19 protein-coding genes are annotated in these 22,923 nt (G+C 71.7%); 9 read left to right on the top strand and 10 right to left on the bottom strand.

What is annotated here, in order from left to right; genetic code table 11:
- The 7 genes from F6X53_RS14055 to F6X53_RS14025 all read left to right on the top strand — a co-directional run bounded on the left by F6X53_RS14055 (nucleotide 1) and on the right by F6X53_RS14025 (nucleotide 8,761).
- Nucleotides 1–2,595 (top strand): cellulose biosynthesis cyclic di-GMP-binding regulatory protein BcsB, encoded by a 2,595-nt coding sequence (locus tag F6X53_RS14055; protein ID WP_151000803.1) that lies wholly within the window; start codon nucleotides 1–3, stop codon nucleotides 2,593–2,595.
- On the top strand, nucleotides 2,592–3,776 hold the full coding sequence (locus F6X53_RS14050) for a family 8 glycosyl hydrolase (protein WP_151000801.1): 1,185 nt from the start codon (nucleotides 2,592–2,594) through the stop codon (nucleotides 3,774–3,776). Before F6X53_RS14055 ends, F6X53_RS14050 begins: the two co-directional genes overlap by 4 nt.
- Nucleotides 3,761–5,746 (top strand): hypothetical protein, encoded by a 1,986-nt coding sequence (locus tag F6X53_RS14045; protein ID WP_151000799.1) that lies wholly within the window; start codon nucleotides 3,761–3,763, stop codon nucleotides 5,744–5,746. Before F6X53_RS14050 ends, F6X53_RS14045 begins: the two co-directional genes overlap by 16 nt.
- The gene (gene bcsN / locus F6X53_RS33685; RefSeq protein WP_151000797.1) at nucleotides 5,743–6,771 is read left to right on the top strand and encodes a cellulose biosynthesis protein BcsN; all 1,029 of its coding nucleotides are present in this window, start codon (nucleotides 5,743–5,745) and stop codon (nucleotides 6,769–6,771) included. The genes F6X53_RS14045 and bcsN overlap by 4 nt, the downstream gene beginning before the upstream one ends.
- Before the next feature lie 66 nt (nucleotides 6,772–6,837).
- Nucleotides 6,838–7,287, top strand: coding sequence for a hypothetical protein (locus tag F6X53_RS14035; protein ID WP_151000795.1), 450 nt, complete (start codon nucleotides 6,838–6,840; stop codon nucleotides 7,285–7,287).
- A 212-nt stretch (nucleotides 7,288–7,499) separates the two neighbouring features.
- Nucleotides 7,500–7,736 (top strand): DUF6894 family protein, encoded by a 237-nt coding sequence (locus F6X53_RS14030; RefSeq protein ID WP_151000793.1) that lies wholly within the window; start codon nucleotides 7,500–7,502, stop codon nucleotides 7,734–7,736.
- A gap of 233 nt (nucleotides 7,737–7,969) precedes the next feature.
- On the top strand, nucleotides 7,970–8,761 hold the full coding sequence (locus tag F6X53_RS14025) for a lytic murein transglycosylase (RefSeq protein ID WP_425324691.1): 792 nt from the start codon (nucleotides 7,970–7,972) through the stop codon (nucleotides 8,759–8,761).
- Between the two features lie 32 nt (nucleotides 8,762–8,793).
- Here F6X53_RS14025 and F6X53_RS14020 read toward each other — a convergent pair whose 3' ends face one another.
- The 10 genes from F6X53_RS14020 to F6X53_RS13975 form a co-directional block, all read right to left on the bottom strand.
- Nucleotides 8,794–9,894 carry a DUF2778 domain-containing protein gene (locus F6X53_RS14020; protein WP_151000789.1) on the bottom strand — a complete coding sequence of 367 codons (1,101 nt, stop codon included), beginning with the start codon at nucleotides 9,892–9,894 and terminating at the stop codon, nucleotides 8,794–8,796.
- A gap of 397 nt (nucleotides 9,895–10,291) precedes the next feature.
- On the bottom strand, nucleotides 10,292–11,218 hold the full coding sequence (locus F6X53_RS14015; RefSeq protein WP_151000787.1) for a ketopantoate reductase family protein: 927 nt from the start codon (nucleotides 11,216–11,218) through the stop codon (nucleotides 10,292–10,294).
- 46 nt (nucleotides 11,219–11,264) lie between these two features.
- Nucleotides 11,265–11,999: a DUF3750 domain-containing protein gene (locus F6X53_RS14010; RefSeq protein WP_151000786.1), complete on the bottom strand. Its 735-nt coding sequence runs from the start codon at nucleotides 11,997–11,999 to the stop codon at nucleotides 11,265–11,267.
- Between the two features lie 112 nt (nucleotides 12,000–12,111).
- Nucleotides 12,112–12,888 carry a FadR/GntR family transcriptional regulator gene (locus tag F6X53_RS14005; RefSeq protein WP_151000784.1) on the bottom strand — a complete coding sequence of 259 codons (777 nt, stop codon included), beginning with the start codon at nucleotides 12,886–12,888 and terminating at the stop codon, nucleotides 12,112–12,114.
- A complete protein-coding gene (locus F6X53_RS14000; protein WP_151000783.1) occupies nucleotides 12,885–14,372 on the bottom strand; it encodes a M81 family metallopeptidase in 1,488 nt (495 codons plus the stop codon). Before F6X53_RS14000 ends, F6X53_RS14005 begins: the two co-directional genes overlap by 4 nt.
- Nucleotides 14,373–14,416: 44 nt before the next feature.
- Nucleotides 14,417–15,133: an ABC transporter ATP-binding protein gene (locus F6X53_RS13995; protein ID WP_151000781.1), complete on the bottom strand. Its 717-nt coding sequence runs from the start codon at nucleotides 15,131–15,133 to the stop codon at nucleotides 14,417–14,419.
- A complete protein-coding gene (locus F6X53_RS13990; RefSeq protein ID WP_151000779.1) occupies nucleotides 15,130–15,930 on the bottom strand; it encodes an ABC transporter ATP-binding protein in 801 nt (266 codons plus the stop codon). The genes F6X53_RS13995 and F6X53_RS13990 overlap by 4 nt, the downstream gene beginning before the upstream one ends.
- Nucleotides 15,927–16,928, bottom strand: coding sequence for a branched-chain amino acid ABC transporter permease (locus F6X53_RS13985; protein ID WP_151000777.1), 1,002 nt, complete (start codon nucleotides 16,926–16,928; stop codon nucleotides 15,927–15,929). The genes F6X53_RS13990 and F6X53_RS13985 overlap by 4 nt, the downstream gene beginning before the upstream one ends.
- A 10-nt stretch (nucleotides 16,929–16,938) precedes the next feature.
- Complete coding sequence (locus tag F6X53_RS13980; protein WP_151000775.1) at nucleotides 16,939–17,793, bottom strand: branched-chain amino acid ABC transporter permease; 855 nt, start codon at nucleotides 17,791–17,793, stop codon at nucleotides 16,939–16,941.
- Nucleotides 17,794–17,847: 54 nt separating this feature from the next.
- Nucleotides 17,848–19,053, bottom strand: coding sequence for an ABC transporter substrate-binding protein (locus tag F6X53_RS13975; protein WP_151000773.1), 1,206 nt, complete (start codon nucleotides 19,051–19,053; stop codon nucleotides 17,848–17,850).
- A 1,446-nt stretch (nucleotides 19,054–20,499) separates the two neighbouring features.
- Here F6X53_RS13975 and F6X53_RS13970 point away from each other — a divergent pair.
- Nucleotides 20,500–21,534 carry a hypothetical protein gene (locus F6X53_RS13970; protein ID WP_151000771.1) on the top strand — a complete coding sequence of 345 codons (1,035 nt, stop codon included), beginning with the start codon at nucleotides 20,500–20,502 and terminating at the stop codon, nucleotides 21,532–21,534.
- 58 nt (nucleotides 21,535–21,592) lie between these two features.
- Nucleotides 21,593–22,909, top strand: a complete 1,317-nt coding sequence (locus F6X53_RS13965; RefSeq protein ID WP_151000928.1) for an MFS transporter — start codon at nucleotides 21,593–21,595, stop codon at nucleotides 22,907–22,909.
- The last annotated feature ends 14 nt before the right edge of the window (nucleotides 22,910–22,923 follow it).

Genomic DNA, 22,923 nt, shown 5'->3' with positions numbered 1-22,923 from the left:
ATGAGAGCCTGCCCGCGCCTGCGATCGGCGCCGCTCCTCGCCGCCGCGATGCTCGGCGGCTGCCTTGCTCTCGCGGCGCCGGCGCGGGCGCAGAGCTTCCTCGGGGCGGGCCCGGCCGAGCGCCTGACCGTGCCGCCGGTGGGCGATGCCCTGCGGACGCCGCCTCCAACGCCGCAAGCGCGCCCGGAGGCGGCTTCGCCCCGCCCGGAGGCACCTTCGCCCCGCCCGGAAGCGGCGCCGACGCCGCGTCCGGAGGCGGCCTCCGACGCGGCCCGGCGGGTTCCGCTCACGGCGAGCATTGCGGCGGCCCGGCGCTTCCCCGCCGGAACCCGCGGCTATCGCCTGTCGGGCGAGGACGACGCCCTGCAATTCCCGGTCTTCCTCACGGAGGCGCAGGCGCGGGGAGCTGCGCGCCTGCGCATCTCCTACCTGTCGGCCATCTCGGTCGCGCCGGAATCGTCGGAGCTGACCGGCAGCGTCAACGGCACGCGGGTCGGGTGGACCCGGATCCAGGCGCCGGGTGCCGTGAAGGTGGTGGAATTCTCCGTGCCGGAGGGCGTGCTGAAGGCCGGGTACAACGCGGTCGGCTTCACGGTGAGCCAGCGTCATCGGGTCGATTGCTCGCTCGAGGCCACCTACGAACTCTGGACGCAGATCGACCCCTCCCGGTCCGGCCTCGTGGTCGCCCCCGCCACCGATCTCGACCTGAAATCCCTGGCCGCCCTCGAACCCGACGAGAGCGGCGCCTTGCCGATCAGCGTGCTGCTCACGGAGAAGCCGAGCCTCGAGCGGCTGGAGCGGATGATCGGGGCCGTGCAGGCCGTCGCCCTGGTCGGGCGCCTGGCGCGGCCCGCCGTCACCTTCGGGCCCGCGATGGCGGGCCGCACCGGCATCAATCTCCTGGTCGGCACCGCCGCGGAGCTGCGGGGAACCGACGGCCTGGACGAGATCGGCCCGATCAACGGCCCGAAGCTCGGCCTCATCGCGCCGCGTCCCAATCGCGGCCCCGTGCTGGTGGTGACGGGCCCGAGCGGGGGCGACGTGCGCCAGGCGATCGAGACGCTGGCCGCGAGCAGCGACAGCGCCGGCACCCCGGCCGGGATGCGCCTCGCGAACCTGACGCGCGGCTACCCGGTCACGGGCGGCGAGAGCCTCAGCCTCGACACCCTCGGGGTGGCGACCCGTGAGTTCAACGGCCGCCTGCTGCGGGTCGGGTTCGAGGTGCGCTTCCCGGCCGATTTCGTCCCGGCCGATTACGGCAAGGTCATGCTGCACCTCGCGGGCGGATACGCCGCCGGTCTGGAGCCGAGCGCGCAGATCGTCGTCGACATCAACGGGCGCAACGCCGCGAGCGTCCCCCTCCCCTACACGCGCGGCGAGGTCTTCGAGGACAGCGCGATCCCGCTGCCCCTGAGCCTGTGGCGCCCGGGCCTGAACCGCGTCGAGATCGCGGCGCAATTGCCGACCGCCGCCGATCGCGCCTGCGACACGCTCGCTCCCGGCGCCAAGCGCGCGCGCTTCCTGTTCCTCGATCGCACCCGCATCGAGATTCCGGCCCTGGCCCGCGCGGTGCGCAACCCGGATCTCGCCGCCGTCAAGGCGGGGGCGGTGCCCTTCGTGGCCGATGGTCCCCGCCCGCGGCTCGTCCTGCCGACGCCGGACCGCGACTCGGCCGACGCCGCCGCCATGCTGGCCGCCCGCCTCGCCATCGCGGCCAAGCGCGTCATCGATTTCGAGGTGAGCGCGGACGAGCGCGCGTCCAGCGGCGGGGCCGCCCTCGTGGTGGCGCCCGCCCGCGCCCTGAACCCGATGACGATCGAATCGGTCGGCCTCGATCCCGATCAGATCCGGCGCATCTGGGAGGGCCGGGCCGAGACCGTGGCGACGCCGGGCCAGTTCGGGGCGGAGGGCGTCCTCACCCTCGACCGGCTGCGCCGCAACCTACCGATGCGCTGCGCCCTGCCGGCGACCGCGATGCCGCTGCGCGTCGCCGCCGCGAGTCCCGCTCTGCCGCCGCCGGCGCCCACGCCGCGCCAGGTTGATCCGCCCGCCGATCAGGACCCCCTCGCCCGCTGGGGTGATTCCCTCAAGGGCACGCGCTCGGTCTCCGGCATGCTGTCCGAATTCTGGGACGGGGCGGTCCGCACGAGCGCCGAGGCCCGCGACACGGTCCTCGGCTGGACCCGCGGCCCCGCCGCGGCCCAGACCGTCGCGGTGAACCCGCGCGCCTCCCTGATCATCGCCGAGAGCGCCGGCGCGGGATCGCTCGCGGGCCGGACGATCCTGGTCACCGCCCCGAACCCGTCCATGCTCAAGGCCTCCGTCTCCTGCCTCGTCGATCCCGTCGTCTGGACCCGCCTCGTCGGGCAGGCCGCCTTCCTCGACGCGTCGGATGGGAGCCTCAGCGTCGTCCAGCCGGAGCGCGTCGACCTGATCGAGACGCAGGCCTGGACCCTGCCGAACTTCCGCCTGGTCTCGGCGGCCTGGCTCTCGCTCAATCCGGCCTATTATGTCGGCATGACGCTGTTGATGGCCCTCTGCCTCGGCCTCGCCACCACCAGCCTCGTGCGCCATCTCGGCAGGCAGAACCGATGAGGGGCGGTCTGCGCAATGCCGCGCCCGCCCGCCGGCGGCGCCTCGCCTCCCTGATCGCGGCGGCCGGGCTCTGGCATGGGCCGGCCCTGGCCCAGCAGCAGGAGGTCGTCGTCGTACCGCCAGCCACCGCCGTCCCCACCGCGCCCAGGGCGGCGCCCCCGGCCCGCTCCGCGCTCGGCCTGCCTCTGGCGGGCGTGCTCGGCGACGATGCGGGCTGGCGCGCCTACCGCGCCCGGTTCATCACCGAGGCGGGACGGGTCGTCGATACGGCCAATGGCCTGATCAGCCACAGCGAGGGCCAGGGCTACGGCATGCTGCTCGCCGTGGCGGCCGGCGACCGCGCCACCTTCGAGCGGGTCTGGGCCTGGACCCGGGCGAACCTGATGGTCCGCTCCGACGAGTTGCTGGCGTGGCGCTGGGCGCCCGATCAGCGGCCGGCCGTCGCCGACATGAACAACGCCACCGACGGCGACATCCTGGTGGCCTGGGCCCTCACGGAGGCCGCCGAGGCCTGGGGCGAGGCGTCCTACCGCACCGCCGCGCGCCGCATCGCCGTCGAGTTCGGCCGCAAGACCATCCTGTTCAAGGATCCGCACGGCGCCCTCCTGCTCCCGGCGGTCTCCGGCTTCTCGGCCCGCGAGCGCGCCGACGGGCCCCTGGCGAACCTGTCCTACTGGGTCTTCCCGGCCTTCCAGCGCCTGCCGATCGTGGCGCCCGAATACGATTGGGCGGCGCTGATCCGGAGCGGCGTCAACCTCCTGCGCCAGGCCCGGTTCGGGCCGAGCAGCCTGCCGACCGAGTGGATCTCCATGAAGGAGACGCCGCGGCCGGCCGACGGGTTTCCGGCCCTGTTCTCCTACAACGCCATCCGGGTGCCCCTCTACCTCGCCTGGGCCGGCGTCGGGCGCCCGGAGGACCTCGCGCCCTTCAAGACCCTGTGGGGCGGCATCGACCGCGAGCGGCTGCCGATCGTCGATACCGGGGATGGCCGGGCGGTCGAGTGGCTGACCGAGCCCGGCTACGCCGCCCTCTCGGCGCTCACGGCCTGCGCGGCCAGCAACACCCCCCTTCCCGAAGCCTTCGAGACGGTTCAAGACAACCAGAACTACTACCCGTCCACGTTGCATCTCCTCTCCATCGCCGCCGTACGGATGCGTTACCCGTCATGTCTGAAACGGTGAGACCCGCCCTGGCGCAGGCCCGGCGCGCCGCGCGCGCGCTCGCGGCGGCCCTCGCCCTCGGCCTTGCCGCGCCGGCCTCGGCCCAGACGGGGGCGCCGGCGCCCGCCACCGAGGTCGCGCCCCGGATCGTCTACGGCGACGGCGCCCGCGCGCCCGCGATCCTGGCCGACCCGGACACGTCCGGCACCTCCGGCATGGTCGACGAGAGCGCCCTGCGCTACTACGCCTCGCAGAAGCAGACGGGGCGGATGCGGGCCGAGATCGCCCGCCTGAAGCGCCTCTACCCGGGCTGGATCGAACCGGCCGACCTCGACAGCCTGCAGCCGAGCCCTCCCGAGGAGGCGCCGCTCTGGGATCTTTTCACGGCCGGGCGCTTCGAGGATCTGCGCGCCGCCATCGCCTCGCGCCGCTCCGTCGAGCCGGCCTGGCAGCCCTCCGAGGAACTGGCGCGAAAGCTCCGGCGCGCGGAGTTCCGCAACCGCATCAAGGGCGCCACCGGCAAGAGCGCCGAGGAGGTCGTCGGTCTCTACCGTGCCGATCCGGCGGCCCTCGACCCCTCCGACGTCGAGAGCATCTGGGCCATCGCCGACGCGCTCGCCGCGAGCGAGGCGGGCGAGGACGCGTTCAGCCTCTACAAATCCGTCCTCGACGGCAGCGGCGATGCGGGCGCGCGCCTCGCCACGATCCAGAAGGCGATGACCCACATCAAGATGGATCAGGCCGAGCGCCTGATCGCCATGGGGCGCCAGGATTCCGAGGGCAATTCCGAGTTCGACGCGATCCGCCTCGACATCACCCGGGCGCGCATCGCCGCCTTCCTGCACGACGAGCCGGCCCAGACTCCGAGCCTCGCCGACCTGACGGCCTTCCAGACCTATGCCCGCAAGAGCGCGGATCCCGGCCAGACGGGCCTGCTCGGCTGGTACGCCTACAAGCGCCACCAGTTTCGCGAGGCGCTGGAATGGTTCAAGCAGGCGATCGCCCGCGGCGGCGACGCGATGGTGGCGCACGGCCTCGCCCACACCCTGCGCGAGCTCAACATGCTGCGCGAGGCCGAAGAGGTCGCCTATGCGTGGCGCGACCGCTTCGTGGGCAACGAGATCCTGTTCATCGACATCCTGGAGCGCAAGCTGACGCTCGCGAGCCCCCCCTTCATCGAGCCCGCCCGGATCGAGCGTTACGCCAAGGTTGTGATCGCCTCCGGCTCCGGCGAAGGCGCGCAGGGTCTCGCCTGGTACGCCTACAATTCCTGCCAGTTCGAGGCGGCCCTCGAATGGTTCCAGCGCGCGGCCGCCTGGCTGCCGGGCGAGAGCACGGTGTTCGGCTACGCCCTGACGCTGCAGCGCCTGAAACGCCAGAAACCGTATCTCGAGACCGTGAATCGCTACGACGGCCTGTTCCCGAAAGTGGTCGACCTCCTGTTCCACGAGGATACGGGGGGGCCGCCCCTCCCTTGCGCGAACCAGCCGCCCCCGGCCGCGCCGAACCGCGCGGCGCCCGCGCCGAAGCCCGAGGCGCAGCCCTATGGCCGGGTGCCGCGCCCGGATGCCGCGACCACCGGGGCCAAGGCGGAGGCGAAGCCGCCCGCCGTCCAGCGCAACGAGTTCCCGCTGCCGGTGCCCCTCGACAATCCCCTGCGCTACCCGCCGGGCTCGTTGCAGCGCGCCCTCGCGGAGGCCGTGCCCGCCGGCACCTACGCGCGGGAGCCCGTCGCGGCGGCCCCTCCGCTCGTGGCGCGCCGCGTCCCCGGTGCGGGCGCGATGCCCTACGAGCGCTACGGCTACGCCCTGCTGCCCGGCTATAATGGGCTCGACAAGGCGGAGGGCCTCGGCCAGCCGCCCCAGGGCACGATCTGGCAGGACCAGCTGGCGGAGCGGAGCCGCGCCGGCTCGCCCGAGAGCGACCGCTTCTCGGTGCCCGGCCGCTCATCCACGGACCGGACGGCGCAGCATCCGAGGGGCTTCCCGTGAGGCGGCGCGCCTCCCGCCTCGGCGCGGCGAGCCTGATCGCCGCCGCCGGCCTGCTCGCGGCGGAGGCGGCATCGGCCCAGTCGGCGCCGGTGCTGCGATTGCCGGGCGCCGGCGCCGTCACGGGCGTCGTCGAGACGCGCGTGCGCGACGGTTTCGACCAGCGGATCCGGTTCGAGGGCGGGGATGGGCGCAACCACGCCGAGATCGGGCTGCGCAACGAGACCGGTGACCTGCTGCTGGCCTTCCCGCCGCGCCTGTCCAAGCCGAGCCAGTTCGGCATCGACGGTGAGATCGCGGTGCGGTTCCCCGGGCAGGTGATGCGCACCCTCGCGAGCCCGCGACGCAATGCCTACGGCCCTGTCGGCATGGCGGTCAGCGCCGATTGCCTCTACGCCTGGCAATGGTTCGAGCGGTCGCGCGCCGGCCCGAGGCCCCCGGCCCAGTACAGCCTGTTCGGCCCCCTCCCCGAGCCGACCGCCGGACGGCGCGCCCTCTCGCTGCGCATCCGCCTCTGCCGGACGGCGCGGGCGAGCCTCGACGATCTCATCGGTGCCGTCGAGCGCATGGTCATCACGCTGCCGACCGGGAACGGCCTCGTCGGCGCGGCCCCGCCGGTCGTCCGCTCCGCTCCACCACGGCGCGCGGCACGGCCCCCCACGCCGCAAGCGACCCGGTCGGCGCCGCCCGAGCCGGCGCGGGCCCCCGCGCCGCGTCAGGCCGAGCCCGCCGAGCCGCCGCCCGCGCCGTCGCGCGCGCTCGTGCCGCCACCGCCGCAGCCGAGCCCGACCGATCCCGGTCGGCGCTATCTCGCGCCGGCCGCGCCGGAGGCCGGCCCCGCGCCTTCGGCGCCGCCGCCCCCCGCCGGCGGCCCGCAGCGCTTCATCACCGATGGGCTGAAGCCGGCCGACACGCCCGGGACCAACCTGATGCCGAGCCCCGCTCCCGGGCGCGGCACCGGCGAGAGCCTGTCGCGCGATCTGCCCTCGGAAGCCTACCAGCCCCCTCCGAAGCGCAATGGTCCGTGAGATCGCCCGTCGGTGGCCGGCCGGGCGGGACTCGCGCAGGCGGGCGTGCCTTCGCGAGAGCGCGGCATGACCCACGAGGCTCTGGCACGCCGCCTGTTCCCCCTGCCGCTCCAGGGACGCTCGCATCTGCGGATCCCGCTCATCGTCGCGGCGGCCGGCGCGATCGTCGCGGAGAGCCAGGGCTGCACCCCGGTGGAGCGGCAGGCCCGGGCGATCCAGGCGCCCGGACGGCTGCCGCCCGACGCAACCGAGTTCGAGCGCGGGCTCCTGATCGGCCTCTGCCTCGCCTTGGTGTCGGAGCCGCCGGGACCGAGCCCGCACCGCGCCGCCGATCTCCTCGCGGCCATCATGGCGGCCTCGGCCTGCGGCTACGTCGCGGCCGGCCGGCGCCTGCCCTGCGATGACCCGGGCGTCCCGGCGGACCGGCGCCAGGATGAAGGCCTGTGCACCTGCCGGGCGGAAGTCGCGGCGCTCCTGGCCGGTCCTCTGGCGCCGCCGGCCGGCGAGCCTCGGTAGCGCCCCGGCGCCGCGACCACCGCTGCGCCGGGGGCAGCGCGCGGATATTCGGTCGCATCGTCACTCCGGAGGCTGGCATGGGATGTGCCGAGAGGGTTAACACTGGCGCCCCTGCCACGGCGGGTGCACCAGTCCGGCGGGCGGGAGGGGGAGCCTTGCTCGCCCGCCCAGCCGGTCACTCTGCCAGCACCCTGCCTCTCCACCGGACGACGATGCCCCGCTACTTCATCGACCTGCATGACGGCTCCCAGCACATCCGGGACAAGGAGGGATTCGAGGTCCCGGGCATCGAGGCCACGCAGGAGCGCGTCGTCGGCATCATGTCGGCCATCGCACAGAATTTCGAGCACGGCGTCGATCACCAGCATTGCGTGGCGGCCGTGCGGGGCGAGGACGGGGCCATCCTCTACCGGGCCCGCCTGTCGCTCGATTTCGACAGGTCCGAGTAGGCGTATCCGCGTTCGCGCCGAGGGTCCGGCGGACGCGTTTCGCCAGCTGCCAGCAACCCCGACGCCTTCGATCAAACCGCGCAAGACCGCCTTGACCGTGTCGGCCATCATGTCCAGTGGCGCTCGATCTCTGCAACCAGCAGGCCTGTCGCGATGTTCATCGGAGCGGCTAAGGTTGTTGAAGGAGAGCGGCAGGTCCTGTATCCGCCGCCCGGATGGAGTTTCGCATGACCATGAACGGGAATCACAAGCCCTGGATCGCGGCGGGCGTCGCGGCGCTTGCCCTGATGGCCGGCCGGGCGGAGGCGGCGCAATGCGGCAACAGCGCCGCTGGCTTCGAGGCCTGGAAGAAGGAATTCGCCGACGAGGCCAGGGGGCGGGCGAGCGCGTCGAGCCTCGCTGCCCTGATGGGCACGTCCTACTCGACGGCGACGATCGCGGCCGATCGCGGCCAGAAGAGCTTCCGCCTGTCCCTCGACCAGTTCATGGCCAAGCGCGGAGGCCCCGCGATCGTGTCGCGCGGGCGCGCGATGAAGCAATCCAACGCGGCCCTGTTCGCCTCGATCGAGCAGCGCTACGGCGTTCCGCCGGGACCGCTCCTGGCGATCTGGGGCATGGAGACGGGATTCGGGGCCGTGCGCGGCAACGTCAACACCCTGTCGGCCGTCGCGACCCTGGCGTATGATTGCCGGCGCTCCGCCTTCTTCACCGACCAGCTCTACGCCGCCCTGACCCTGGTCGATCGCGGCGTCCTCAACGCGAGCACCCGCGGGGCCGCGCATGGCGAGGTCGGCCATACCCAGTTCCTGCCCAAGAGCATCCTGAACTACGGCACGGGCGGAAGCCTCGACAGCGCGCCGAACGCCCTCAACGCGACCGCCAACTTCCTCAAGGCGCATGGCTGGCGGGCCGGCGCCGGCTACCAGCCGGGCGAGCCCAATTTCGCGGCGATCCAGGGTTGGAACGCGGCGTCGGTCTATCAGCGCGCCATCGCGCTGATCGGGAGCCGCATCGACGGCCAATAGGCCGTCGACCTGACGCGGCCCCTCGGTGCGCGTCAGCGCCCCAGGAGGCCGAACAGCCGGGTGCCGGTCGCCGGCGGGCCATCCTGCCCGCGACCCGCGACCACGACGAGGCGCTGCACCTCGCCGCGCAGATAGGCCTGCAGGAACCGGTCGTAGTTCCGGAACGAGACGCAGCCATTCGAGGCGCCGCTCGCTCCGAGCATGTAGGTATGGGCCAGGAGGCCGTTGCGGCCATGCACGGCGGCAGGGCCTCCGACGGGGTTCAGGCGGATCGCCCGGACGCCGTGGAACAGGGCCTCGCGCTCGCGCAGATCGTAGGTGCCGGGCGGCGTTGCCCCGCGCATGCGCAGGTGGACGTAGCGCGGGTCGTCCATGCTGCTGCCGAGGCCGGAATGCGCCTCGAGTTCCTCGCCGTTCGGCAGGTACACCTTGCGGGCGCTGATGTCGTAGACGGCGGTGTTCGCGGCGACCGGCGGAACCGGGCTCGGGCTGAGGCGGCGGCGCGGCACCGGGTCGACAAGGTCGGGGCTGGTTCCCGCATAGGCCAGGGCCGGTCCGGTCGATGACGGCTCGACGCCGAAGAGTTTCTCGACGAAGGAGCGGTTATCAACCGCCGCCGCCCGGAACACGCTCTGCGTCGAGGGGGAGACCGGCCGGCTCGCGAGGCGGGGCGTCTCCGGGACGGGCGCGCGCCGGAACTCGGCCGGGCGCGGAATCGGCACCGGGATCGTCTGCACCAGACGCGCGGGCGCCGGGGGCGCCGCCGCCAGGGCCTGCACCGGCTCGGCCGCGCGTGCGTCGCCGGATGCCGGCCCGGCCTCCGCCGGCCGGAGCGCCGCCTGGACCGCGGTCGCGCGACGGAAGGTGGTGGCCTGCGAGCCGAGTGCCGGCGTCGGATCCAGCATCCAGCCGACCGCCGGGACCGGGCTCGGCGCGGACGCCTGCTTGACCGGCGCCGATGGCGGCGCGGCCGTGACCGACGCGACCGGGCGCCCGGGGCTGGGCGGCAGCAGGATCGCCCAGGCGCAGAGCCCGACGGCGGCGGCGGTGATGGTCAGGAGCGGGCCGCTCCGGGAGCGCCGGCGGCGCGCGCCGCGGCTGCGGGAAACGGGCGAGGACGCGACGTGGGACATGCGGGCGGTACTCGGATACGCGTTCCCGCACGGGCGCCCGTCGGCGGTCGCGCGACGCCCGATGAGGGGCCGCCCGAATGCCGTCGAAGCTGGAATCGCCGTTTAGGGAAGAATCAACCTTAAGCACCTCCTATTCAGAGGCATCTTGGTTAATCTTGAATAAAAGCCTCGCAACGCCGCGCTGCCCCGAAGCGATACGGCGTGATCGGTAAGGATGAGGCGCGCCGCCAAGGCACGAGTCGGCGCCCGACCGCCGACGTCATGGATCGCGCGGGCCGAACTTGCCTTGCCTCGACGCAAAAGTCTCGCGGTCGTGGTGACGGATACGTCCGATGGACGCACGGCCGAAGACGCACGGCCGAGGAGGCGGTCGGACAAGCCCGGCCTGAACCCCGCCTCACGCATGCGGGATCGCCGCGGCCTTCGCTTCCGCGAGCTTGACGAGCGTGTGCAGCACGCGGTTCGTCGGGGTCGGGATGCCGAGTTCGAGGCCCTTCCGGACGATGAAGCCGTTGAGGTGATCGATCTCGCTCGGCTTGCCCCGGGCGACGTCCTGCGCGGTCGAGGAGCATTGCTCCGGCATGGTTGCGGCGAGCCCGAGGACGCTGTCCAGGATGTCGTCCGGAAGCGGAACGCCCGAGGCATGCGCGACCGCGCCGCACTCGCTCACCACCTGCGTCATCACCTCCACGACCCCCTCGCCGCGGATCAGGCGGCCATAGGGCCATTGCGTCAGGGCCGAGAGCGCGTTGTAGGCGCAATTCACGATGAGCTTGCCCCAGAGCGCCGCCCGGGCATCGTCCGAGACCGTCGTGGGAATGCCGGCCGCCCGGAACAGGTCGGCGAGTCCGGCGCTCTGTGGAGCGGCGCCGATGACGAGTTCGCCGCGGCCATGATGCTTGACCGCGCCCGGCCCCGTCATCTCGGTGGCGACGTAGACGGCGACCGGGAGCACCGCTTGCCCGAGCACGGCCGCGAGGCGCTCCGCGTTGTCGACGCCGTTCTGCAGGCTGAGGATCGTCGCGCCGGGTTTCAGATGGGGGGCCATGGCGCGCCCGGTCGCCTCCGTGTCGCCGGACTTCACGCAGACCAGCACGATATCGGCGCCCGCGACGCCGCTCGCCGCGCTCGTTGCCCGCACGGGGATGTATTCCGGTGTGCCGGCCACCTCCAACAGGAGACCGCGCACATTCACGGCCTCGACGTGGTGGGGCCGGCCGATCAGGGTCACGGGTGTTCCGGCCCGCGCCAGGAGCGCGCCGAAGTAGCAGCCCACCGAGCCCGCGCCCATCACCGCGACCGTGGTCGCATCGGCTCGCGTCATCGCGGTCGTTCCTTCTCGCGCCGAAAGCCTCGGCCTCGCCCGGCGCCTATACGCCGAAGCGGCCGAGCGCGGGAAGCTTCACGGCCGGGCGGCGGAAATCGAGGCCCGCCACTGCACCCAGAATATTCACCTCGAGCCCCTCGACCCAGCCGAGCGTGAGGCCGAGATAGCCGCCGAGATTGAGCCGAAACCCGGTCCGCGAGGGCGTGAGCCCCGCCCAGCGCCCGTCATAGGGGAAGTCCTTGCCGATGGCGGTGGCCGGCAGGCTCGCCCGCATCTCCGGGACCGCGCTCATCACGGCCGCCACGAAGGTGTTCGAGTTCGGGCCGGGCCAAGCCGCGTAATCGCCCGGATTGGCGTAGCGATAGCCCCGGATGGTGTCGCGGATGCGGGGGATCATGCGCTCGGCCGCCGCCCCGTCGGCCGCGAAGACGATGTCGGGCCGGCTCCCGAACCAGCGCCCGTCCGGGACGAAGCGGTCGACCCAGATCGGCTGGCCCCAGGCCGTGTAGTCGAACCGCTGGTAGGCGCGCGCGCCCGGTTCCTTGATGACGATCCAGCTATGGGTCGCCACGATGCCGCGCCAACTCACGGTCCGGGCCGAGAAGATGCGCACGACGGCGTCCGCCTGCCCCGACGCGGGCGGCAGCAAGCCCGTGCTCGACCGGTCGGCCGAGCGCCAATCGCCCCTGTTCTGGCTGAGATAGAGCACGGCGGAGAGCGCGACCGGCGCGATGAACACCAGCACGAACGCGGCGAGCAGGAACTTCAGCAAGGGGATTTCCGGAGAACGGGACGGCGTGTCGGAGATGTGGGCGCGTGCATCCCCTTTCGCGAGGGGATGCGACGGGCCGACGCCGGCCCGCAGAGCCGGCGCTTCGGGGCAGGGTCGGTCAGGCCGTTCCGGAACTCAGGAGGTCCTTGCGGAACGCGGCGTCGAGCCGTCGCATGTAGTGTTCGGCGCAGCACATATGAGCGTGCATCACCCGGCCAACGGCGTCGGCATCCTCGGCCCGGAAGGCCGCGACGAGCTGGCGATGGCTGTCGAGATTGTGCGCGCCGAACGCCTCGTGCTCCGTCAGGCTGCCGCCGTGGAACTCGACGAGATCGCGCAGCAGGCTGTTGAGGAAGCGGCACATGAAGGCCAGGAGGGCATTGTCGCTGGCATCGCAGAGCAGGTCGTGGAACGCGAGTTCGAGGGCCCGTCCGGCCGAGCGCTGACCGAGCGCGGCCGCCGCGTCGCAGGCCGCGATGTTCGCGTCGAGCCGCTGCAGGTCGGCTTCGCTCAGCCGGCCCACGACGCTCGTCCCGAGGGCGACTTCGAGGCCGCGGCGCACGGCATAGACCTGGGCGAAATCGAGCTCGCGGAAATGCAGGAAGCGGCGAAGCTGCTGCGCCGCGGCGTCGATGGAGATCGGACGGATCTCCGCGCCCCCGTTCGGGCCGGATTGCATCGTGACGAGCCCCTGCACCTCCAGGGATTTCAGGGCCTCGCGGATCGTGCCCTTGGCGCAGCCGTAATGGCGCATCAGGGCGCGCTCGTTCGGGAGGCGCTGGCCGGGCGCCATCCTGTCGCGGGCGATGCGCCGGCACAAATCCTCGGCGATCTGATCCGAGAGCTTGACCCGCCGCAGCGGCGGCGGGAGGCTCGGCGCGTCGTCCGGCCTCATCGCGGGGCCCAGGCCGCGTCGGGATCGAGGGGATAGATCGGCCGGGCAAGCTTGGAGAACGGAAACAGCCGGTAATCCGAGCTCGTTACGCCCGCGCTGGCGCACTCGATCACCGCGCGGGCGATCGGTTCGAAGACCGGGCGGCAATACATCCGGGATTTCAGGATGAGGATGCCTGCCTCGCGCGGGTCGATCCCGGAACTCGTGAAGACCGCGAGGTCCCAGGGCTCGTGTGGCTGCTCCGTCACCAGGATGCGGGCCCCTCCGGTGTCGAGCACGGCGGCCCGTCCCATGCTGCAACGCTGCCCGGTATAGGTCGGGCCGGTGATGACGTAGGCACCGTCGCCCAGGGCCGCGACCGTGCCGGCGAGTGCGAGCGGCTCCTGGCGCGGGAAGCCGGGCAGGCCGACCCGGTTGCCGACCCCCAGCCTCAGCCGGGCGCCGAGGCCGGCCTCGAAAAGCGCTGCGACCGCCGCAGGATCGCAGATCGGGCCGGCGACGATGCCCGTGAGCCCGGCCTCAAGGCAGGCCGCGAGGACATCCATCACGTCGCAGGTGCCCCCGGACATGCAATTGTCGCCGTGGTCGAGGAGCAGGACCGGGCCGGTGCCCGGGGCGTCGACGGCCCTTCGCGCCGCCGCGATCGAGGCTGCCAGCGGGGCCTCGTCGTAGACGAATTCCGCGCGTCGCTGCCAGAGCTGGGCACCGAGCCCGGAGGCCGCCGCCTCCGCCGCCTCCAGGCTCTCGGCCGCCACCACGATGGAGGCGCCCGTCTCGGCGAGGTCGGCGAGGCCGAAGCCGCCGAACAGGGTCGCGGCGAGGATGCCCGGCCGTGCCTCCGCCGCGCGCGTGGCGGCCACGAGATCGGCCATGATCCCGGGCACGCGGGTATCCATGCGCAGGGTGTGGGCGAGCTGGGGCGGGTGGCACCAGGCCTGATGCGGCCTCAGACCCTGGTCGAGCATGCGGCCGACGATGCCGGCGACCCGGGCCCCGGTCTCGGCCATGTCCACGTGCGGATAGGTCCGGAAGCCCACGATGACGTCGGATAGCGCGACCATCCGGGGCGTGACATTGGCGTGGAGGTCGAGGGCGACCCCGAGGGGCACCTCGGGGGCGATCGCCCGGATGCGCGCGAGCAATTCGCCCTCCCCGTCATCGTGGCTCTGCGTCACCATCGCGCCGTGGAGATCGAGCAGGATGGCGTCGCAGCGCTGCGCGACCGCCGCCAGGATCGCCCCGGCCAGCGCCTCGAAGGCCGCGTCCGAGACCGGCCCGCTCGGATTGGCATGCGCCGTCACCGGAACCGCGACGCTGGCCCCGCGCGCGGCCGCGAAATCCAGGAAGGCGCCGAGCGCCGTGGCGCTGCCCGTCCCGGCCGCCCGCGCCGCCTCGCCCCAGACCGGCGCGAAGGCCGCGAGCGGCGTCGCCAGGGGCGAGAAGGTGTTCGTCTCGTGATTGAGGCGGGCGGTGACGATGTGCATGGCGGCACTCCGGATGCCAGGGGCGTTCGGGCGGGCGGGGCCGTTCAATGGGCCTTGACGCCGAGGAAGCGGTCCCGCGCCGCCTCGTCGCGGGCGAAATCCGCCGCGCTGGCGTGGTAGGCGACGCGGCCGAGTTCGAGGATGTAGTGCCGGTCCGCCAAGGCGAGGCAGACGGCGAGATTCTGCTCGACCAGGAGAATCGGGACGCCGGCCTCGCGGATGAGGCGGATCTGCGCCACGATCTCCTCGACGATCACCGGCGCCAGGCCCTCGACCGGCTCGTCGAGCATCAGGAGCTTCGGGCCGTTGAGGAGCGCGCGGGCGATCGCCAGCATCTGCTGCTCGCCGCCCGACAGCTGCGCGCCGCCGTTGCGGCGACGCTCCTCCAGGCGCGGAAAGATCCGGTAGATGTCCGCGAGCGACCAGGGCGAGCCCTTGCGCGCGGCGATGCGCAGGTTCTCCTCCACGGTGAGCAGGCTGAAGATGCCTCTGTCCTCCGGCACCAGGCAGAGGCCCGCCCGGGCGATGCGGTGGGGGGCCCAGCCGGCGAGGTCCCGGCCGCGGAACGCCACCCGGCCGCCGCGCGGCGGCAGGAGGCCGCTGATGCTGCGCAGGGTCGAGGTCTTGCCGGCGCCGTTGCGCCCGAGCAAACAGACGATCTCGCCCGGATGCACCGCGAGGCTGACGCCCTGAAGGATGTGGCTCTTGCCGTAATAGCCGTGGACGTCCTCGACCTGCAGGGCCGCCGCGCCGCCGCTCATCGGAGGTCACCCGTGATCATGTTGCCGAGATAGGCGCGGCGGACTTCCGGGTCGTCGCGCACCGCGGATGGTTCGCCCTCCACCAGGACCTCGCCGGCGCGCATCACCGTGACGGTGTCGCTGATGTTCATGACGATGCCCATGTTGTGCTCGATGAACAGCACCGTGTGATCCCGGCCGAGATCCCGGATCAGGGCCGTCATCGTCCCGATATCGTCGGTGCCCATGCCGGAGGTCGGCTCGTCGAGCAGGATGACCCGGGGCCGGGCCGCCATCGCCATGCCGACTTCGAGCCGGCGCTGCTGACCGTGCGACATCTCGCCCGCCGGACGCAGGGCGACCCGGGTCAGGTCGAGGCGCTCCAGCATCTCCTCGGCGGTGGCGAGCGCGGTGGTGCCGCCTGTGACGCCGCGCCAGGGGGCCAGGGCCTGCCAGGGCGTGCGCCCCTGCGCGGCGAGGCGCAGGTTCTCGCGCACGCTCAGCGTCGCGAACAGGCTCGTGACCTGGAAGGAGCGCGCGAGGCCGAGGCGCACCCGGTCGTCGTCGGGCACCCGCGTGATGTCCCGGCCCGCGAGGGTGATCCGCCCCGTGGCGGCGCGGACGCGCCCGGTCAGCGCGTGGAACAGGGTGGTCTTTCCGGCGCCGTTCGGCCCGATGATGGCGTGGACGCTGTTTGCGCGCACCCGCAGGGTCACGTCCTTCAGAGCGACGAAGCTGCCGTAGCGGACCCCGAGCGCCTCGGTGGCCAGGAGGGGATCGGCGTGGGGCGCCCGTGAGGTACTGGCCGGCGCGCTCATGGCTGCGGCTCCTCGGCGGGCAGCGCCGGGCGGTCGGGCGCGGAATCCTCGGATACGGGCCTGCGGGAGACGAGGGCGGTGGCGCGCTCGATCAGGCCCCAGAGGCCGCGCTGCAGAAACAGCGCGATGACGATCAGGATCAGGCCGAGCAGGAGCAGCCAGCGCGGCCAGATCGCCGAGAGGAGATCCCCCGCGACCAGGTAGGCGGCGGCGCCGAGCACGGAGGCGAACAGGTTCGCGCTGCCGCCGATGATCGTCATGATCAGGAGGGTCTCGCTGGTGTGGTACTCGATGTTCGACAGCGGGGCGACGCCGATCAGCATGGCGTGGAGCGCGCCCGCCACCGCCGTCACCGCCCCCGAGATCGCGAAGGCCGCGACCTTGAAGGCCCGCACCGGGAAGCCGATCGCCCGCGCCCGCGCCTCGTTGTCCCGGATCGCCAGGAGGGTGCGGCCGAAGGTCGAGAGCGCCACGCGCTGGAGCGCGGCGAAGAGGCCGAGGAAGAGCACCGCGACGTAGGCGTAATAGGACCAGGGATCGGAGAGGGGCACGCCCGCGAGCGCCGGGCGCGGCACGTCGAGGAGGCCGTTATCGCCACCGGTGAGGCCGCTGAAGGTATAGGCCAGGAAGTAGAACATCTGCGAGAAGGCGAGCGTCAGCATCACGAAGTAGACGCCCTGGCGCCGGATCGAGAGCCAGCCCACCGCCGCGGCCGTGGCGGCGCCGGCCAGGAGCGCCACGATCAGCATGGCGGGGACCGGCAGGGGCGTGCGCAGGAGGAGGAGCCCGGCGACGTAGCTGCCGAGGCCGAAGAAGATGCCCTGGCCGAAGGAGAGCAACCCGGTATAGCCGAGGAGCAGGTTGCAGGCCGCGACCGCCAGCGCGTAGATCAGGATCTCGCTGGCGAGCGTGCCCGATCGGAGCAGCAGCGGCAGGGCCAGGACGGTGGCGGCGGCGAGCCCGAAATGCAGCAGCGGGCGGTCCAGGATGCGGATCATCGGCGCGTCCTCAAGCCCGTCCGAACAGGCCGCGGGGCATCGCCACGATGATGCCGGCCATGCCGAGATAGATCACCAGGCGGGCGCCTTCCGGCCAGAGCGTCGCCATCAGGCTCTGGGCGATGCCGACGACGAGCCCGGCCGCGAGCGCGCCCGCGTAGCTGCCCATCCCGCCGATCACCACCACCACGAAGGCGATGCTCAGCGCCTCGACCCCCATGAAGGGCTCGACGCCGCGGATCGGGGCCGCCAGCGCGCCCGCGAGCCCCGCGAGGCCCGCGCCGAGGGCGAAGACCGCCGTGTTGATCCGCAGGGTGTCGTAGCCGAGCAGCGCCATGTTCTCGGGGGATTCCGAGCCGGCGCGCACGATGGCGCCGAGCCGCGTGCTCTCGAGGAGCCACCACAGGGCCGCGGCGAGCGCGGCCGTGAACACGATCACGAAGAGGCGGTATTCGGGATAGACGAAGTCGCCCAGGATGACGACGCCGCTCAGCGCCTCGGGGGCCGGGAGATTGCCGCCGATTGGCCCCCAGACAATGATGACGAATTCCTGCACGACCAGCGCGAGGCCGACCGTCACCAGGATGTGGAACGTGTGCGGCTGCTTGTAGATCCGCCGCAGCAGCACCGCCTCGGTCAGGCCGGCGAGCAGCCCGACGGCCAGGGCCGCGAGCGGCAGCGCGGCCCAGAAGCTCGCGCCGCGCTCGACCATCTCGTAGGCCAGATAGGCGCCGAGCAGGTAGAACGCCCCGTGCGCGAAGTTCACGAATTGCAGCAATCCGAAGATGATGCTCAGACCGACTGCCAACAGGAAGTAGAGCATCCCGAGGCCGACGCCGTTCAGGATCTGGAACAGGTAGGTCACGCCGGCCTCCGGAGGAACGGAAAGTCCCGATGCAAGGGCAAGCCCGGCTCGACCTCAGGTCATCTTGCAGCCGGCGGCTTCCGGCGTGAGGAACGACTTTCCGGAGCCGACGATGTCGACGAAATCGTCCTTGTCCGCCATGGCGGACTTCGCCTTACCCTTCAGGAGATAGTAGTTCTTGATGACCTGATGGTCGGCGGCGCGGATCTCCTCCTCCCCGGTGAGGCCCGCATAGGTCAGGCCCTCCAGCGCCTTGATCATGGCCGGCCCCTCCGTGGTGCCGGCCTTGGTGGCGGCATCGATCAGGAGCTTGGTGAGGAGATAGGAGGCGGCGAACGAGTAATTCGGGCTCATCTTGCGGGTCTCGCGCAACTTCGCCACCAGCGCCTTGTTCAGGGGCGCATCGACGCCGTGCCAGTATTGCGCGCCGAAATACACGCCCTCGCAGAGGTCGGGCCCGAGCGCCTCGAACTGCTCGAGACCCGAGGCCCAGGCGAGCACGATGGTCATGCGCTTCTTGAGGCCGAAGCTGACGGCCTGGCGCAGGGTGTCGGAGGATTGCGAGCCGAAGTTCAGGATCAGCAGCACGTCGGGCTTGGCCGCGATGGCGTTGGTCAGGTAGCCACTGAACTCCTTCTCGGCCAGCGAGTGATAGCTGTTGCCGACATGCTCGATGCCCTTCTCCTGGAACACCGCCTTGGCGGCGGTGAGCAGGCCCTCGCCGAAGACGTATTGCGGCGTGATCGTGTACCAGCGCTTGGCCTGCGGCATCTGCTCGATCAGCGGCCGCACGGTCTGGGCGATGGCCCCGTAAGTCGGCACGCTCCAGCGGAAGGTGCCGCGGTTGCATTCCTGGCCGGTAATCTCGTCGGCGCCGGCGGTGGTGAAGAAGACGCCGCCGCCCTTGGCGACCTCCTTGCCCATCACCAGGGCCTCGGAGGACAGGATGCCGCCGGCAAAGAGCCGCGTCCCCTCGCCCATCGCCTCCTGCACCTTGCGCGCGGCAGGAGCCGGCTTGCCCTCGGTGTCGATGTCCCGCGTGACGACCTTGCGGCCGAGGGCGGCCCCGGCTTCCTCGGCGGCGAGGGCCGCGCCCATCGCGGCGAACTTGCCGTTGGCCGCGAACGCGCCCGAGATCGGGAGCGGCACGCCGACAACCAGCGCGGTCTCGGCCGCGCGGGCACCGCGCAGCAGACCGGGTGCGGCGAGCGAGGCGGCGGCGAGGGAGGTGGTCGTCAGGAACGCGCGGCGATGCAGCATGGCAATCCTCGAACGGGAACGAAGCGTCGGCAGGAACCATCCTATCTATACGCATCGATTGTTCCAGGAGATTCCGGACGCGCGCTGCGGCGGACTGTTCGTGGGGCCGCTGTTCCCGCCTAAATCCCTCAGTTAGGACGAGTTTTCAGAACCGGGGTCGGCCCTGCCCGAGATTCGTGGGGCCGTTATTCCCGGAAGTGGCATCGCGGCGGCCCGACGCCGCAGGACCGGCTGCGCGGGCTCTCCGTTGCGCAGTCTCTGAGCGCTGCCGGGCAGAAGCCCGCTCAGTGAAGCGGATCGGTGCAGATCGCGCGCGGCCAAGCGCTTGATGTCTGCCCGAATTCGCGCGGGCATCGGCGTCCGGTGCCGTGAGTGCAGTGTTCGTGGGGCTGTGGCTCCCGCTCAAACCCTTGATTCAACGAATATTCTCGGCTCCTGCCTCGTCATCCTGGGTGCCATGTCGCTCCGTTGTGGGGCTGCCATTCCGGCACGACGTTGCGGCCTCGCCGAGCGGACAAGCGCGGGATCAGAGCCTCGATGGCCGCCTCCCATCGTCCGATTCGGCTCGGCGAGTCCAGCAATCAATCCCAAACCACGAGGTTCCCGTGGGCGCCGGCTGTCCACAACTCTCTGTTGAATCGCCGCCGGGGCCTTCGGCGATCATCGCTTTCGTCCGGACGGTGCCGACGCGCGTCCACCCGACGGTGCCTGTTGTGGGCAGCCGGTGCTTCGTGGGGCTGCGATTCCCGGCCAAACCCGTGCCCGCATTCCGGCCGCCCTCGGCCCGTCGGGGAGAGGGATTGCGCAAAGCCTTGGTGACGTGGATGGTTTGAAGGATCCCGGCCGACCTGCCGTATCTCACGGGCGCCTCGAAGCGAGGTCAGAGCCCCTGCCCTCTCGTGGGGCCGGGATTCCCGCTTATGCGACGGACCAGGCAGAGGAATTCGGATCTGTCCGACAAGGCCGCCCGATGGATGATGTCCGTTCGGGCGTCAGCTCGTGGGGCTTTGATTCCGCCAAAAACCCCGAATGTTCAGGATGTTGCGGCGGTCAGTCCTGGTCTCTGCCCCAGGGCGGCAGAGTCTTCGGCTGCCGCCCGGCACCGGACCTGTCCGGTGATCCCTGTGGATAGCGATGTCGATTCTTTATCGATTCAATTATCGATTTAAGAGTCACGGATGCGAGCGTCGTTGAATCAACGGGTTAGCGGGTGTTCGTGGGGCCGCGATTCCGGTTCGTGGGGCCGGTTCTCCCATTCGTGGGGCTGCCGCTTCCGTTCGTGGGGCCGCGGTTCCCGAGGAGTCCCGCCCTTGTCTACAAGCGCGCAACGCTTCTCCACCGCTGAATCCGGCCGGACGGGTATCCGTTCGTGGGGCTGCGATTCCCGCTCGCTTGACGGCCACCCGCGTCCCGCCGCTTAACCGGTGCCGCATTCCCGGGGGACCCATGCAGGACAAGCGTGATCTGTCTGAAGCCGAGAAGAAGCGCCTCGCGCGAGACGAACGGACCCGGCGCAACCGGAGAGGTCGGACGAACCCCTCGGCGGTTCCGGCCCGCCTCACCCGGACCTCGGCTTTCTCGCCCCGGCGCTTCGGCCTCGTGGACCGCTCGACCGAGCGCATCTTCCACGTGCCCGGCCATTCCGTGGTGGTGGTGAAGGGCGGCGAACTCGGGTCGCAGCATCGCGACATGATCTACGCGCTGTTCCGCCTCCGGAATAAGATCGCGTCGTTCCGCATGCGCAATCCCGACGCGCCGCTCAACGGGACCACGGACGGGATCCCGTCGCATATCGACGTCGTGGAGAGCGTCGTCACCTGGCGCGACCTGTTGCGGACCATGGGCAAGACCGAGCACGTCAACAATCTGCTCACTGCCAAGAACGTGATGGAGGATCTGCGCCAGATCATCATGACGATCTACGACGGCGATCCGGACGAGGTGATGCGGCGCCTTCAGAGCGGCCGGCTGCCGCCCGGCAAGGGACAGATCACGGGCGTCATCGACCTCGTGGAATGGGACGGGGCCAATCTCGACAGCAAGGTCCGGGTGCGCTGGGGCAAGGCCGTCATGGCGGCCTTCCGGAGCCGCCATCTCGTCTCGCTCAATGCCGAGGTCCAGTTCGCGCTCAAGAGCGATTACGCCAAGAGCTTCTGGCCCTTCATCGATTCCAACCCGACCCATGCCTATGTCGACGAGACGATGCTGGCCTCGCTCGTCGCCCGCGATGTCTTCGGCGGCAGCGAGACCAATGCGCAGCGGTCCCAGTTCCGCAAGGATTGCCGTCAGGCCTTCGAGGACATGGTCCGGGCGGGCGGCCTGCTGAAGTACAGGCAGGAGGAGATCGGCAGCGGGCGCCTCAAGATGCGGCGCTACCACTACAAGCACGCGCTTCCCCGTGCCGACGAGAAGCCGCAGCTCGAATTGCAGCTCATGCCGGGCGTCGGCAGCGAGATCGCCGCCATCGCGCTCGGAACCTGACCGGCCGAGCCCGGGGCGGTCGTCGATCGAAGTTGACCATGCGTGCGGGAGGCGAATGGTGAGTGGGGTCACGCCCCTGGACGCTGCGCTCTCCGCGATCGGGGTCGGCCGCTTCCATCGCCGGCTGCTCGCGATCTTCGGTCTCGTCTGGGCCGCCGACGCCATGCAGGTCCTGGCGATCGGCTTCGCGGCCCCGACGCTCGCCGCGGAGTTCGGGATCTCGACCGCGCAGGCGGTTCAGAGCGGCACGGCGTTCTTCTTCGGCATGATGATCGGCGCCTGGGGGTTCGGGCGCCTCGCCGACAGGATCGGCCGGCGAAAGGTCCTGATCGTCACCGTCCTGGCGGATGCCGCCTTCGGCCTGCTCTCGGCGATCGCCCCGAGCTTCGCGAGCCTGCTGGCGCTGCGCCTCCTGACGGGCCTCGCGGTCGGCGGCACGCTGCCCGTCGATTACGCCGCGATGGCCGAGTTCCTGCCCGCGCGTCAGCGCGGGCGGTGGCTGGTGTTCCTCGAAGCCTTCTGGGCGCTCGGCACCCTCGCGCTGGCTCTGGTGAGCTGGGCCGCGGCCGCCTGGGGCGGGGCGGCCGGCTGGCGCTGGATCTTCGCCGCGACCGCGCTGCCCGCCTGCATCGGCGTCGGGCTCCGGTTCTGGATACCGGAAACGCCCTACTTCCTCTGGAAGGCCGGCCGAATCGACGAAGCGGACCGCGTCCTCGGCCGCATCGCCGCGGTGAACCGGCGGTCCTACGCCTCCGGGACGCTCGAAGCGGGCCGCGAGAATCCGGCATCGGCCCCGAGCCTGTTCACCGGAGCCATGCGGCGGCCGACCCTGCTGATCCTCTCGGTCTGGCTCCTCGTCTCCGTGGCCTATTACGGGCTGTTCGTCTGGCTCCCGTCCCACTTGGCCGCCTCGGGGCTCGGATTCCTGCGCGCGCAGGGCTTCCTCGTGCTCGTTGCGCTCGCCCAATTGCCCGGCTACGCGCTCGCCGCCTACGGCGTGGAGCGCTGGGGACGCCGCCTCACGCTCATCGGCTTTCTGCTGGCGGGCGCCGTGGGCTGCTCCCTCTACGTCGCCACGCGCGACCCGGCCGTGATCGCCGGCGCGACCCTCCTGATGAGCTTTGCCATGCTGGGGGCCTGGGGCGCCCTCTACGCGTTCACGCCCGAACTCTACCCGACGGCTCTGCGCGCGACGGGAATGGGGGCTGCCGGCGCGCTCGCGCGCGTCGGCGGGCTTCTCGCGCCCTCTGCGGTCGGGTTGGTGGTCGCCGTCAGCTTCGAGGCCGCGATCGCGCTCTTTGCCGTCCTCCTCGCGGCGGCGGCGGTCGCGGTCGCGGCGATCCGAACCGAGACGCGGGGGACCGCCCTCACCTGAGCGCAGGCGTTTCG

It is taken from the genome of Methylobacterium soli (genome assembly GCF_008806385.1).
Taxonomy (GTDB): Bacteria; Pseudomonadota; Alphaproteobacteria; order Rhizobiales; family Beijerinckiaceae; genus Methylobacterium; species Methylobacterium soli.
The sequence above is the reverse complement of the archived record's forward strand: the minus strand, read 5'-3'. Positions and strand labels throughout refer to the sequence as shown.